The sequence below is a fragment of the Extensimonas perlucida genome, from assembly GCF_007655255.1.
Lineage (GTDB): Bacteria > Pseudomonadota > Gammaproteobacteria > Burkholderiales > Burkholderiaceae_C > Extensimonas > Extensimonas perlucida.
The window spans coordinates 1-13,074 of the sequence record NZ_VMYE01000008.1; the positions used below are offsets into that span (position 1 = coordinate 1).

13 protein-coding genes are annotated in these 13,074 nt (G+C 66.4%); 5 read left to right on the forward strand and 8 right to left on the reverse strand.

Features of this window, described 5'->3' with window-relative positions; all coding sequences use genetic code 11:
• Nucleotides 1-253, forward strand: a 253-nt coding sequence (locus FK527_RS17350) for a hypothetical protein (protein ID WP_222116144.1), incomplete at its 5' end; no start/stop codon positions are given.
• 3 nt (nucleotides 254-256) lie between these two features.
• On the opposite strand, the gene fusA is transcribed toward FK527_RS17350, so the two are convergent.
• From fusA to rpsL, 3 genes are all read right to left on the reverse strand, one after another.
• Nucleotides 257-2,359: an elongation factor G gene (gene fusA / locus FK527_RS08595; RefSeq protein ID WP_144728624.1), complete on the reverse strand. Its 2,103-nt coding sequence runs from the start codon at nucleotides 2,357-2,359 to the stop codon at nucleotides 257-259.
• Between the two features lie 179 nt (nucleotides 2,360-2,538).
• Nucleotides 2,539-3,012, reverse strand: coding sequence for a 30S ribosomal protein S7 (gene rpsG / locus FK527_RS08600; RefSeq protein ID WP_144728622.1), 474 nt, complete (start codon nucleotides 3,010-3,012; stop codon nucleotides 2,539-2,541).
• Between the two features lie 177 nt (nucleotides 3,013-3,189).
• Complete coding sequence (gene rpsL, locus FK527_RS08605) at nucleotides 3,190-3,567, reverse strand: 30S ribosomal protein S12 (RefSeq protein ID WP_144728620.1); 378 nt, start codon at nucleotides 3,565-3,567, stop codon at nucleotides 3,190-3,192.
• Between the two features lie 550 nt (nucleotides 3,568-4,117).
• Here rpsL and FK527_RS08610 point away from each other — a divergent pair.
• Both FK527_RS08610 and proC read left to right on the forward strand, forming a co-directional pair.
• Nucleotides 4,118-5,002 (forward strand): HTD2 family dehydratase, encoded by an 885-nt coding sequence (locus tag FK527_RS08610; protein ID WP_144728618.1) that lies wholly within the window; start codon nucleotides 4,118-4,120, stop codon nucleotides 5,000-5,002.
• Nucleotides 5,003-5,071: 69 nt separating this feature from the next.
• Nucleotides 5,072-5,914, forward strand: coding sequence for a pyrroline-5-carboxylate reductase (gene proC, locus FK527_RS08615; RefSeq protein WP_144728616.1), 843 nt, complete (start codon nucleotides 5,072-5,074; stop codon nucleotides 5,912-5,914).
• A gap of 75 nt (nucleotides 5,915-5,989) precedes the next feature.
• Here proC and ubiA read toward each other — a convergent pair whose 3' ends face one another.
• The 4 genes from ubiA to FK527_RS08635 form a co-directional block, all read right to left on the reverse strand.
• On the reverse strand, nucleotides 5,990-6,895 hold the full coding sequence (gene ubiA / locus FK527_RS08620) for a 4-hydroxybenzoate octaprenyltransferase (protein ID WP_144728614.1): 906 nt from the start codon (nucleotides 6,893-6,895) through the stop codon (nucleotides 5,990-5,992).
• A gap of 157 nt (nucleotides 6,896-7,052) precedes the next feature.
• Complete coding sequence (locus tag FK527_RS08625; RefSeq protein ID WP_144728612.1) at nucleotides 7,053-8,801, reverse strand: CYTH and CHAD domain-containing protein; 1,749 nt, start codon at nucleotides 8,799-8,801, stop codon at nucleotides 7,053-7,055.
• A gap of 32 nt (nucleotides 8,802-8,833) precedes the next feature.
• A complete protein-coding gene (locus tag FK527_RS08630) occupies nucleotides 8,834-9,337 on the reverse strand; it encodes a Dps family protein (protein ID WP_144728610.1) in 504 nt (167 codons plus the stop codon).
• 130 nt (nucleotides 9,338-9,467) lie between these two features.
• Nucleotides 9,468-10,361, reverse strand: coding sequence for a PPK2 family polyphosphate kinase (locus tag FK527_RS08635; protein WP_144728608.1), 894 nt, complete (start codon nucleotides 10,359-10,361; stop codon nucleotides 9,468-9,470).
• 193 nt (nucleotides 10,362-10,554) lie between these two features.
• Between FK527_RS08635 and FK527_RS08640 the strand changes: the two genes are divergently transcribed.
• Together FK527_RS08640 and FK527_RS08645 are read left to right on the forward strand one after the other, a co-directional pair.
• Nucleotides 10,555-11,547 carry a zinc-dependent alcohol dehydrogenase family protein gene (locus tag FK527_RS08640; protein WP_144729372.1) on the forward strand — a complete coding sequence of 331 codons (993 nt, stop codon included), beginning with the start codon at nucleotides 10,555-10,557 and terminating at the stop codon, nucleotides 11,545-11,547.
• A 38-nt stretch (nucleotides 11,548-11,585) separates the two neighbouring features.
• Complete coding sequence (locus FK527_RS08645; protein WP_144729370.1) at nucleotides 11,586-12,272, forward strand: dienelactone hydrolase family protein; 687 nt, start codon at nucleotides 11,586-11,588, stop codon at nucleotides 12,270-12,272.
• A gap of 18 nt (nucleotides 12,273-12,290) precedes the next feature.
• Here FK527_RS08645 and FK527_RS08650 read toward each other — a convergent pair whose 3' ends face one another.
• On the reverse strand, nucleotides 12,291-12,926 hold the full coding sequence (locus FK527_RS08650; RefSeq protein ID WP_144729368.1) for a phosphoribosyltransferase: 636 nt from the start codon (nucleotides 12,924-12,926) through the stop codon (nucleotides 12,291-12,293).
• Between the last annotated feature and the right edge of the window lie 148 nt (nucleotides 12,927-13,074).

Genomic DNA, 13,074 nt, shown 5'->3' on the forward strand with positions numbered 1-13,074 from the left:
GGCGGCGCTGGATCGCAGACCGGGGAATTCGGCCAAGGGAGGTGCCAGAGCAAAATCGCTGCGCGAAATTTCGGCCCGGCACGCTGTCTTAATCAGAGGTGCCAGAGCAAATTCGCTGCGCGAATTTTTTGTCCGGCACGCCCTAGGCAGAGGTGCCCGAGCAAAATCGCTGCGCGAAATTTCGGCCCGGCACGCTGTCTTAATCAGAGGTGCCAGAGCAAATTCGCTGCGCGAATTTGGTCTGGCACACTAAGAATTATTTAGCCCTCGCCGCGATGATGGCTTCGGCGACGTTCTTCGGCGCTTCGGCGTAGTGTTTGAACTCCATCGTGTAGGTGGCACGGCCTTGCGACATGGAGCGCAGCGTGGTGGAGTAGCCGAACATTTCCGACAGCGGGACTTCGGCCTTGATGACTTTGCCGCCGCCGGGCATGTCGTCCATACCCTGCACCATGCCGCGCCGCGAAGACAGGTCGCCCATGACGTTGCCCGCATAGTCTTCAGGCGTCTCGACTTCCACGGCCATCATGGGCTCGAGGATGACAGGGTTGGCGCGCCGGCAGGCTTCCTTGAAGCCGAAGATGGCGGCCATCTTGAACGCCTGCTCGGACGAGTCCACGTCGTGGTACGAACCGAAAGTCAGCGCCACCTTGGTGTCAACGACCGGGTAGCCGGCAAGCACGCCCGCCTGCAGCGCCTCTTCGACGCCTTTTTGCACCGCGGGAATGTATTCGCGCGGCACCACACCGCCCTTGATTTCGTCGAGAAACTCGAAACCCTTGCCAGGCTCGTTGGGCTCCACACGGAACACCACGTGGCCGTACTGGCCCTTGCCACCCGACTGGCGCACGAACTTGCCTTCCACGTCGGAGACGGTCTTGCGAATGGTTTCGCGATAGGCCACCTGGGGCTTGCCGACGTTTGCCTCGACGCCGAACTCGCGCTTCATGCGATCGACGAGGATTTCAAGGTGCAACTCGCCCATGCCCGAAATGATGGTCTGGCCCGACTCTTCGTCGGTGCGCACGCGAAACGACGGATCTTCCGCCGCCAGCCGCTGCAGGGCAATGCCCATTTTTTCCTGGTCGGCCTTGGTCTTGGGCTCGACGGCCTGCGAGATCACCGGCTCGGGGAAGACCATGCGCTCGAGCGTGATGATGGCATCGGGATCGCACAGGGTTTCACCCGTGGTCACTTCCTTCAGGCCCACGCAGGCGGCGATGTCGCCGGCGCGAATTTCCTCGATCTCCTGGCGGTTGTTCGCGTGCATCTGCACGATACGGCCGATGCGCTCCTTCTTGCCCTTGACGGGGTTGTAAACGGTGTCGCCCTTGCTGAGCACGCCCGAATACACGCGCACGAAGGTCAGCTGCCCCACGAAGGGGTCGGTCATGAGCTTGAACGCCAGTGCGGAGAACTTTTCGTTGTCGTCGGCCTTGCGCGAAGCCGGCTGCTCATCCTCGTCGAGACCGGCCACGGGAGGAATGTCCACCGGCGAGGGCAGGAAGTCGATCACGGCGTCGAGCATGCGCTGCACGCCCTTGTTCTTGAAGGCCGTGCCGCACAGCATGGGCTGGATTTCCGTGGCGATGGTGCGCAGGCGCAGACCCTGCTTGATTTCGTCCTCGGAAAGGTCGCCCTCCTCGAGGTATTTGTTCATCAGCTCTTCGTTCGCCTCGGCGGCGGCCTCGACCATCTTCTCGCGCCATTCCTGGGCACTGTCCGCGAGATCGGCCGGGATGTCCTCGTAGGCAAACTTCATGCCCTGCGAAGCCTCGTCCCAGATGATGGCCTTCATCTTGAGCAGATCGACCACGCCCTTGAAGTTGTCCTCGGCGCCGATCGGGATCACGATGGGCACAGGGTTGGCCTTCAGGCGCACTTTCATCTGGTCATAGACCTTGAAGAAATTGGCACCCGTGCGGTCCATCTTGTTGACGAAGGCCAGGCGCGGCACCTTGTACTTGTTGGCCTGGCGCCACACGGTTTCAGACTGGGGCTGCACACCGCCCACGGCGCAATACACCATGCAGGCACCGTCGAGCACGCGCATGGAGCGCTCCACCTCGATGGTGAAGTCCACGTGACCGGGGGTGTCAATGATGTTGAATCGGTGCTCCGGGTAGGACAGATCCATACCCTTCCAGAAACAGGTGGTGGCAGCGGACGTGATGGTGATGCCGCGCTCCTGCTCCTGCTCCATCCAGTCCATGGTGGCAGCGCCGTCGTGCACCTCACCGATCTTGTGGTTGACGCCGGTGTAGTAGAGGATACGTTCGGTGGTGGTGGTTTTGCCAGCGTCGATGTGCGCAGAAATACCGATGTTGCGGTAGCGCTCGATGGGGGTCTTGCGGGCCATGTTGGGATCCTTGTTGATCGTAGTGCAGTGAGGATGGTGACAGCTGTGTCGTGTCAAATGCTCCAACTGGAGCAGACGTCGAGCACAGGCAGTTCAAAAATTCTTGCCGCCTGAATCGACACAAGGCCGCAGGCAATAGTGCCGGCGGCCCGTGACAGGCGAGCGAACGACGTGCAGACTCAGAAGCGGAAGTGGCTGAAGGCCTTGTTGGCCTCGGCCATGCGGTGCACTTCGTCGCGCTTCTTCATGGCACCGCCGCGACCTTCGGTCGCCTCGAGCAGTTCGTTGGCCAGGCGCTGGGCCATGGACTTCTCGCCACGCTTGCGGGCGGCCTCCTTGATCCAGCGCATGGACAAGGCCAGGCGACGCACGGGACGCACTTCCACGGGCACCTGGTAGTTCGCACCGCCCACGCGGCGGGACTTGACCTCGACCATGGGCTTCACGTTGTTGATGGCGGTCGTGAAGATTTCCAGCGGGTCTTTGCCCGGGGTCTTCTTCTCGATCAGGTCCAGGGCGCCATAAATGATGCGCTCGGCGACCGCCTTTTTGCCACCTTCCATGATCACGTTCATGAATTTGGACAGTTCGACATTACCGAATTTGGGATCCGGCAGGATTTCACGTTTGGGGACTTCGCGACGACGTGGCATTTTTTACCTCTTGATTTGCTTCAGTTGGTACCTTTTCAGGTACCGCGAGAGCCATTTTGGGACTCTCACTTACTCGACCCATGCAAAAGCACTCTGCACTTCGGGCCACTACGCTGCATCACCGCGCCACGCGGGAAACAGCACCGATGAATGGAACAATGAAAAGCCTGAGCCAGATTACTTGGCCTTGGGCTTCTTGGCACCGTACTTGGAGCGCGACTGCTTGCGGTCTTTCACGCCTTGCAGGTCGAGCGAGCCGCGCACGATGTGGTAGCGCACACCAGGCAAGTCCTTGACACGACCGCCGCGCACCAGCACCACCGAGTGCTCTTGCAGGTTGTGGCCTTCGCCGCCGATGTAGGAAATGACCTCGAAGCCGTTCGTCAGGCGCACCTTGGCGACCTTGCGCAAGGCGGAGTTGGGCTTTTTGGGCGTCGTGGTATAGACGCGCGTGCAGACGCCGCGGCGCTGCGGGCAGTTTTGCATCGCGGGGCTCTTGGACTTGGTCTGCTCGACCTCGCGCCCGTGACGCACGAGTTGGTTGATGGTTGGCATGTAATACGTCCCTGAACGTGAAAACGAAAACGTGAAACCCTTCGGAAATTCCGAAAAGCCCGCGAATATAACAGGATGCGCCAAGTTGGGCAAGCGAAGTGGCCGAGGCACATCGCCCGGCTGTGGGTTGCCGACGCGCCCTCACTGGGGTTGCAAGCATCGCGCGGGGCTACGGGGCTACGGGGCTACGGGGCTACGGGGCTACGGGGCTACGGGGCTACGGGCTACCATACGGGGGCCCGCAGTTCTTCTCTTGGAGCCCTCATGATGTTTATGCTTTGTCCCCGCGCGCGCCCCTGGGGCGGTTCATGCTCTTTTGTTGCGGCAACCGCAACGGCGCTGCTAGCAGCCTGTCGGACTTTGGGCGTCGAAAGCGAAGATGCGCCCCAGCGAGGCCAGTTTTTGCCGGATTCGCAGCCCTATAGCGGGACTATGGGGCAAGAAGACGGTAAAAAATGGGCCGCTGCAGCGCATTCGCAGCCGACAATTCCAAAGTCCGACAGGCTCCTAGGCATTCGGTGCGCGCACTTTGAAAAAATGGGAGGCGCACATGTCTGACAGTGAGCGCAGCATCGACGCGCAATTGCTGGCGCAGCTCCAAGCCTGGCAGGGCCGAACCGAGACCTTGCACGACAGCATCACCGCCGCGCCCATGCGCGGGCTTTCGGCCACGCTCGACCGCGACGACCAAGCTCCGCTGCCGGGCACACCGCTGCCGCCGCTGTGGCATTGGCTTTACTTCTTGCCGCAGGTGCGCCAAAGCGGCATCGGCCCCGACGGGCATCCGCGCCGCGGCGGCTTTCTGCCGCCCGTGCCGCTGCCGCGGCGCATGTGGGCGGGGGGGCGCCTGCAATGGGAGGCCGACAACCCGCTGGCACTCGGTGACAAGGTGCACCGCATCTCGCGCATCGAGTCGGTGACGCACAAGGCAGGCCGCAGCGGCGACCTGGTCTTCGTGCTCGTGCGGCATGAAATTTTCAACGAGCGCGGCCTGGCGCTGACCGAGGAGCAGGACATCGTCTATCGCCCCGCCGCGCAGCCCGGCGACCCAGCGCCCGCGCCCACGCAGGCGGCGCAGGACGCGCCCTGGCAGCGTGCGCTGGTGCCCGACCCGGTGCTGCTGTTTCGCTACTCGGCATTGACCTTCAACGGCCACCGCATCCACTACGACCGCCAGTACGCGACGGAAGTCGAGTGCTACCCCGGCCTGGTCGTGCACGGGCCGCTGCTCGCGACGCTGCTGCTCGACTTGCTGCGCCGCCACCTGCCGGCCGCGCGCGTGCAGCGCTTCGAGTTCAAGGCGCTGCGCCCCACCTTCGACCTGCACCCGTTTCGCGTGCACGGCGCCCCGGCCGACGGCGGGCGCAGCGCGCGCCTGTGGGGCAGCGACCATGAGGGCTGGCTCACCATGCAGGCGTCGGCGCAATTGTTCTGAATCACGGCTGACGCAAGCCGGGTTCAGCCAAGGTCCCTGCCCCACGACTTTCTTCCTCAAGTGAACACTATGCATCCCGACACCCACGACACCCCTCACGACGCTGCGCTGATCGCCTTCATCGGCGGTGGCAACATGGCCAGCGCCCTGATCGGCGGCTTGCTGCGCCAGGGGCATGCGCGCGAGCGCATCCTGGTCGTCGAGCCCTGGGCCGAGGCGCGCGCCGCCTTGCTGCGCGTGCACGGCATTGCGGCAATGGCCGAAGCCGGCCCGGCGCTGGCGCAGGCCGACACCGTGGTGTGGGCCGTGAAGCCGCAGACCTTCCGCGACGCCGCCGCGCAGGCCGGCCCGCATACCGCCCAGGCGCTGCACCTGAGCGTGGCCGCGGGCATACGCTCGGACAGCATCGCGCGCTGGCTGGGCAACGAGCGCATCGTGCGCTGCATGCCCAACACGCCGGCGCTGATCGGCCTGGGCATGAGCGCGCTCTACGCGCGCCCCGCCGTGAGTGCCGCCGAACGCACGCGCGTGCAGGCCATCATGGCGCCTACGGGCGAATTCTTGTGGGTAGAGGATGAAGCGCAGCTCGACGCCGTGACTGCGCTCTCGGGCTCGGGGCCGGCGTATGTGTTTTATTTCCTCGAAGCCATGGTACGCGCGGGCACGGCGATGGGCCTCTCCGCCGCGCAGGCACACCAGCTCGCCGTGGGCACCTTCGCTGGCGCTGCGCAGCTCGCGCAGCGCTCGGACGAGCCACCCGCGGTACTGCGCGAGCGCGTCACTTCCAAGGGCGGCACGACCTACGCGGCGCTGCAGTGCCTGGAACAAAACCACGTGGCCGAGCACTTCATGCGTGCGATGGAGGCCGCACGCGAGCGCGCGCGCGAGCTCGGGGACGAATTCGGAGCCTGAGCACATGCCCCGCAAATTCCCAAGCGAAATCGCCGCTTTATGCAGTCGTATCAATCGCTTACAGCTATCAAAACATTAGCTTTTGAGGGCGTAAGAGAGCACGATACCCGCGAACAGCGTGCAGCCTAGCCAGTGGTTTTCGCGGAAGGCCTTGAAGCAGCCTGCGCGGCTGCGCGTGCGGATCAGGCGCCAATGCCACACGACCTGCGCGAGCGCAAGCCCAAGCGCTCCATAAAACGGAGCCCCTAGCGCATACGGTGCAAGCGCCCAGGCCCAAATCGCCAGAAAAATCAAATAAAACGCCGTAATCGCCGCCACGTCGAAGCGCCCGAGCGTGATGGCCGAGGTTTGGATGCCTATGCGCAGGTCGTCGTCGCGATCGACCATGGCGTACTCGGTGTCGTAAGCCAAGACCCAAAACAGGTTGCCCAACCACAGCAGCCAGGCCGTGGCCGGCACCTGCCCTTGCGCGGCAGCGAAGGCCATCACGATGCCGAAGCTGAAGGCCACGCCCAGCACGGCCTGCGGCATCGCGAAAAAGCGCTTGGTGTAGGGGTAGAAAACCGTCACGAGCAGCGCCGGCACCGAGCACAGCACGGCGGCGGTGCTGGTCGTGAGCACGAGCGCAAAGGCCAGCAGCGCCAGCACGGCGGCGACGAGCAGCGCCTCGCGTACCGAGACCGCGCCGGTGGTGACGGGCCGCTGCGCCGTGCGCTTGACGTGGCGGTCGAACGCGCGGTCGGCCACGTCGTTGACGCAGCAGCCGGCGCTGCGCATGAGCACCGTGCCCAGCACGAACACCGCGAGCAGGTGCCAGCCCGGAAAGCCCCCCGCCGCGACCCACAAGCCACTGAGCGTGGGCCACAGCAGCACGAGCCAGCCCGCAGGCCGGTCCCAGCGGATCAGATCGAGGTACAGCGCAAAGCGGCTGCGCGGCGTCGGGGGCTCAGGGGAAGAGGCTTGCGGGGGTATCGTCGGCATGGGCATCGATTCTGGAGGGGTTCGTTGCGGCCTGGGGATGACGTGAAGGCGGCTTGGAGGCGCATCGGCGCGCCGTTGCCAAAATCCGCAAAACCCACTCAAGATGCGCCGCATAGGCGCAGGCACCGGGTGGGCAGAAGCTGGACTGGGGGCGATGTTACCGCTGCTGCGCGGCCTGCTTCGATGGCTGCGGTCCTTCCTGCGCCGCCATGGCGCGCCCCACGGCCACGCCGCGCAGGAATTCGGCAATGCCGCGTTCGAGCGCACCCTGCTGCGCCAGCCTTTGCGCGAGCACGGCGGCCTGCACGAAGTCGCGTTGCACGCCGACGCCCTGCTGCAGGCGCGTGGCCTCTTGCAGCCAGCGCTGCATGCGCGGCGGCAGCAAAGGGCGCAGCACCTCGAGGTTGTAGCGCAGGCGCTTGGCGAGGATGCGCGCACGGTGCAGGTCGGCGACCTGGCCACTTTGCTCGGCCTGGGCGCACGCGCGCTGCCAATTGGCATGGAGCCGCTCCATGCGGCGGCGCAGCCAGCGGCGCGAAGCGTGGCTCTCTTGGGGCGCGGCGGCGCTCGCCACTGCCCAGGCCGAGGGCTCGGTCAGCAGATGCAGCCAATGCAGCAAGTCAAGCAAGGCCAAACCCGTCTGCGGCTGCTGCAAGGCCGCACGCAAAGCGGCACGCTCCCGCGCCGCAGCCTGCGCGAAGGCTTGCTCGGCCACCAGCCAATCCTGGGCACGCTGCAGATCGGGCGGCGAAGCTGCGCCGGACTCCGCCGGCAAGTCGCCATTCGGCGCCTCCTTGGCCACCTCCCCGACCACAACCCCACCCGCCGCCCCCACTGGCACGCGCGCCGCATCGGCGGCCAGATAGGCTGCGCGCAAGGCCGGCAGCACCTGCGTGCTGGCCACGTCCAGGTCACGCAGCGCGCCGAGGCGCTCGAGCATGGGAGCGAGTTGCGCGCGCCCGGGCGCATCGGGCTGCGCGAGCGCCGGGCGCAACAAACGCTGGGCGCTGCGCAGGCGCCGCCAGCCCACGCGCGCCTGATGCACCAGCTCGGGGTCGTCGGCCTGGCTCAGCGCGTACAGATTGGCGCTGAACTGGCCCCACATCTCTGACAGCATGGCGAATGCGAGCGCGGGCAGTGGCTGTCCCGGCGTCAACGCGGGCGCACGCGCGCGCCGCGGCGCGTGGAGCTTGCCCTGCGCCAGCGCAAACCCGCGCTCGGCCTTGCTCGCAGCGAGCGGCAGCACCGCCACATGCGCCGCGATCTGCCGCGCCAGATCGAACAGGTCGGCAGGCGCACCGGCCAGCAGTTCGAGCTCGATTTCGGCAATCGGCTCTGTGCGCTCGCCGGCCTCGATCTGCCCTATGTCCAGCGCCACTTCGATGGTGGCGCCGCCGCGCCGGCGCAGCGTCCAGGTAGTGCGCTCGCAGATGGTGCGAAAGCACGGTTGCAGCGCTGTGGCAATGCTGCCGTCCGGATCCAGCTGCAGCCAGGCGGGCAAAGCGCGTAAGGCCGCGATGTCTAGCGCCGGACCGGGTACGGGGCTTTCCCACTCGCCGCGCTGGCTCAGCGCCGAATCGCCGCCGTCGGTCTTGAGCGCCTGCAGCCATTGCCCGCGCTCGGGGGCGGGGGCGGCATGGGTGGCAGCGCGGTTGGCAGCAGCGGCGGCCTCCACGTCGGCCTCCACGTCGGTCACGCGGCGCAGGCGCAGGGCCGCACGTTGGGCGCACAAACGCAGGTCGGGCGTGTCGTAATAGACGCTGTGCAGCTGGCGCTGCTGCGCTTTGTGCCGCGCCAACGCGGGCACACGCGCGAGCGCGCGGGCCCACTGCGCCACGTCGCCGCCGGGCAGGGCGAGCTTGAGCTCGACTTCCTGCCCCGTCGCCAGGTGTGGTTCAGAGACCATGCGAGGGCTGCCGGGCTTGCGCCGAAGCGCTCTTATTCTTCGAGCAGCGAGCGCAGCATCCAAGCGGTCTGTTCGTGCACCGTGAGGCGCTGCGTGAGCAGGTCGGCCGTGGGTTCGTCGCCGGCTTTGTCGGCCGTCGGGAACAGGCTGCGCGCGGTGCGCGCCACGGCCTCATGGCCCTCGACGAGGATGCGCACCATCTCGAGCGCCTTGGGCGGCTTGGCCGGCGCGTCAGGCACGCTCGCGAGGCGGCCAAAATCGGCGTAGGAGCCGGGCGCCACATGACCCAGCGAGCGGATGCGCTCGGCGATCGGATCGACGGCGTTCCACAGCTCGGTGTATTGCTGCATGAACATGGTGTGCAGCGTGTTGAACATGGGGCCCGTGACGTTCCAGTGGAAGTTGTGCGTGGTCAGGTACAAGGTGTAGGTGTCGGCGAGCAGGCGCGACAGCCCTTGGGCGATGGCGGCGCGGTCTTTGTCGCTGATGCCGATCTGGATGGAGGGTGCCTCGGTTTTGCTGGTGGCTTTGGCCATGGTTTTCTCCTTGCGGTTGAAACTGTCCAATGGGGACGCTGGATTTTGCGCTTGCAAAAGCTTAGCGCAAGTTGCTTGCCGGTCGATGTATTTGGGGGCATTCGGGCCGGCGTGAAGAGCGCGGATCAGCTCATTTGACCTTGAAATGCGCGAGCGCAGGGTCGTCGGGCGGGTAGTGCAGGTCGAGGTTGCGCAGCACCTCGCGCAGCAAGGTAGCGACCATGAGGTTGCGGTGCGTCTTGGAGTCGGCCGGCACGATGGTCCAGGGCGCCCAGGGCGTGTGCGTAGCGGCGAGCAATTGGGCGTAGGCCTGCTGGTACTCGGCCCAGTGCTTGCGCGCGTCCACGTCGTCCATCTTGAACTTCCAGCGCTTGGTCGGGTCGTCTATGCGCTCCTGCAGGCGGCGGCGCTGCTCCTCGGCGCTGATGTGCAGCATGAATTTGAGCACCACGGTGCCGGTTTCGCTCAGCATGCGCTCGAAGTCGTTGATGTGCAGGAGCCGCTGGCGATGCTGCTCGGCGTCGATGGCGCCGCTGACCACGGGCACCAGCACGTCTTCATAGTGGCTGCGGTTGAACACCGTGAATTCGCCCGCCCCCGGCACGCGCTGGTGGATGCGCCAGAGGTAATCGTGCTGGCACTCGGCGCCCGTGGGCGCCTGCCAGCCGACGGCGTGCACGCCCAGCGCGCTCATGCGGCCGAACACCGTGCGTATGGTGCCGTCCTTGCCCGCCGCGTCGGTGCCTTGCAGCACCACCAGCAGCTTGAAGCGCCGGTCGGCATAGAAAAGGTCTTGCAGCGTGTCGAGTTCCACGGCCAAGGAATCGACCACGGCCTTGTCCTGGGCTTTTTCGCCCAGCGAAAACGGCTCGGCCGCGGGGTCGAACGCGGCCAGGTCGACCTGCGGCAAGGCCTTGCCGGCTTTGCCGTTCTTGCCACTGAGCAAGGGCGACCACTGCGACGGCTGCCATTGCGCCCAGAGACGGGAAAGCTCTTTGTTGTTGCTGTCGAAAGGCTGGGCCATGCGGTGCTTTCGTGAAGTTTTACTACTTTTAAGGTAGCTTATAGTGCTTGATGCATATGCGTCAATGGCCATTTTGACGCAAATATGACACCGGGGGCCCGCACATGCCCACAGCGCGACATGCCAGAATGAACGAGGCTTTTCCGTTCGTTCGCTTTTTCTGGAGGATCGCCAGATGACGCTACCGACATCCATGCGCGCCATGCTGCTCGAGCGCCCGGGCACGCCGCTGCGGCTCGCGCAGTTGCCCGTACCCGAGCCTGCCGAGGGCCAGATCCTGCTCGCCGTGCAGGCCTGCGGCGTGTGCCGCACCGACTTGCATCTGGTCGATGGCGAGCTGCCCGACCCCGTGCTGCCCATGGTGCCCGGCCACGAGATCGTCGGCACGGTGGCGGCGCTCGGGCACGGCGTGCAAGCCTTGCAAGGTTTGCATATAGGCCAGCGCGTGGGCGTGCCCTGGCTCGGCTGGACCTGCGGCAACTGCCGCTATTGCCGGCGCGGGCAGGAGAACCTGTGCGAACGGGCTTGCTTCACCGGCTACCAGTTGCCCGGCGGCTACGCCGAATACACGCTGGCCGACGCGCGCTACTGCTTTGCCCTGCCCGAGGAACCCGCGCCCGAGCACCTCGCGCCGCTGCTGTGCGCGGGCCTGATCGGCTATCGCGCGCTGCGCCTGGCGGGCGAGGCCCAGCGCGTGGGGCTGTACGGCTTTGGCGCGGCGGCGCACATCATCGCGCAGGTGGCCCGCGCGCAAGGACGCGAGGTGTTCGCCCTCACGCGCCCGGGCGACACCGCGAGCCAGGACTTCGCGCGCAGCCTGGGCGCGGTGTGGGCCGGCGGCTCGGACGAAACGCCGCCCGAGCTGCTCGACGCGGCGCTGATCTTCGCCCCCGCGGGGCCGCTCGTGCCCACGGCGCTGCGGCATGTGGACAAGGGCTGCTGCGTGGTCTGCGCGGGCATTCACATGAGCGACATCCCGAGCTTTCCCTATGCCTGGCTGTGGGGCGAGCGCCAGCTGCGCTCGGTGGCCAACCTCACGCGCCGCGACGGGGCGGAGTTTTTCGAGCTCGCCGCACGCACGCCACTGCGCACCGAGGTGCACTGCTTCGCTCTGGAACAGGCCAACGAGGCGCTCGAGCAATTGCGCCGCGGCGCCTTTCAGGGTGCGGCGGTGTTGTGCATGTGACCGTGGCCCAAGGGCCCGAAGAAGGAGGTTTTTCCATGATGAAACCATCGCCAAACACACCCAGCGGCAGCCGCGCCACGCTGGAGCAAGTGGTGCATATTCCGGCGGGCACCGCTGTCATCGAAGGCGCGCTGGCGCTGCCGCCAGCGCCGGCCGGCCTCGTGCTGTTTGCGCACGGCAGCGGCAGCAGCCGGCACAGCCCGCGCAACAACTACGTGGCCCGCGTGCTACAGCAGCGGGGCCTTGGCACCTTGCTGCTCGACCTGCTCACGCCCGAGGAAGACCAGGACATGCGCACCCGCTTCGACATCCCGCTGCTCACCGAGCGCCTGCTCGCGGCCACGCGCTGGGTGCGCGCGCAGCCGGCTATGCAAGCCTCGCCCTTGGGCTATTTTGGCGCGAGCACGGGCGCGGCGGCGGCCTTGATGGCGGCGGCCACGCTGGGCCCGCAGGTGCAGGCCGTGGTCTCGCGCGGCGGCCGCCCCGACCTCGCAGGGCGCGCGCAACTCGCACAGCTGCAATGCCCCGTGCTGCTCCTGGTGGGCGGGCGCGACGAAGAGGTGCTCGCGCTGAACCGCCTGGCCGCAGCGCAGATGCGTTGTCCGCACGAGATCGTCGTCATCCCCGGGGCCACCCATTTGTTCGAGGAAGCGGGCACGCTAGAGGCCGTGGCGCAGTGCGCGGCCGATTGGTTCGTGCAATACCTCGCGGGCCCTGCGACCTGAATGCTTCCGGCGGCTGGCTCAGCGTGCGCGCCGCTCGCGCAGCAGCGCGACTACTTCGTCGTCCTCGACCTGCGGGAACTGCCCGTAAAACTGCCCCACGGCCTGAAAGTACGGCGGCGCCTGCAGGCACACCACCTCATCGGCGAGCGATCGCACCTTTTCGAGCGCCTCGGGCGACGCCACCGGGACGGCGCAAACCAGGCGCTGCGGTTTGCGCGCGCGCAAGCCATGCAGTGCGGACACCATGGTTGCTCCCGTGGCCAGTCCGTCATCGACCACGATGACGATGCGCCCTGCCGGGTCTATGGGCGGGTGGATCGGCGTGTACTGCGCACGGCGTGCCGCGATCGTTTCGAGCTGGCGCTGTTTTTCCGCGGCGATGTAATCCTTGTCGGCGCCCACTTCTGCGGCGAACGGGGCGAGATAGGTCCAGCCGCTTTCATCGATGGAGCCGATCGCGAGTTCCGGCTGGTGGGGTGCGCGCAGTTTGCGCACCAACACCACGTCGAGCTCGCCCCCGAGCGCCTGCGCCAGCGCCTTGCCCATGGGCACGGCACCGCGCGGGATCGCGAGAATCAGAGGATTTTTGCCGTGGTAAGAGCCGAGGCGGTCGGCGAGTTGGCGCGCAGCGTCGAGGCGGTCTTTGAAAATCATCACGGGTGCTCTCCTTGCGGCGGTGCCGCGGTGCGTGCTGGGCGGGCCGGTCGTGGTTTCGGCGGGCCCCACTTTGCACTAGGAGCCTGTCGGACTTTGGAATCGTCGGCTGGGGCGCATTCTCGCTTTCGACGCCCAAAGTCCGACA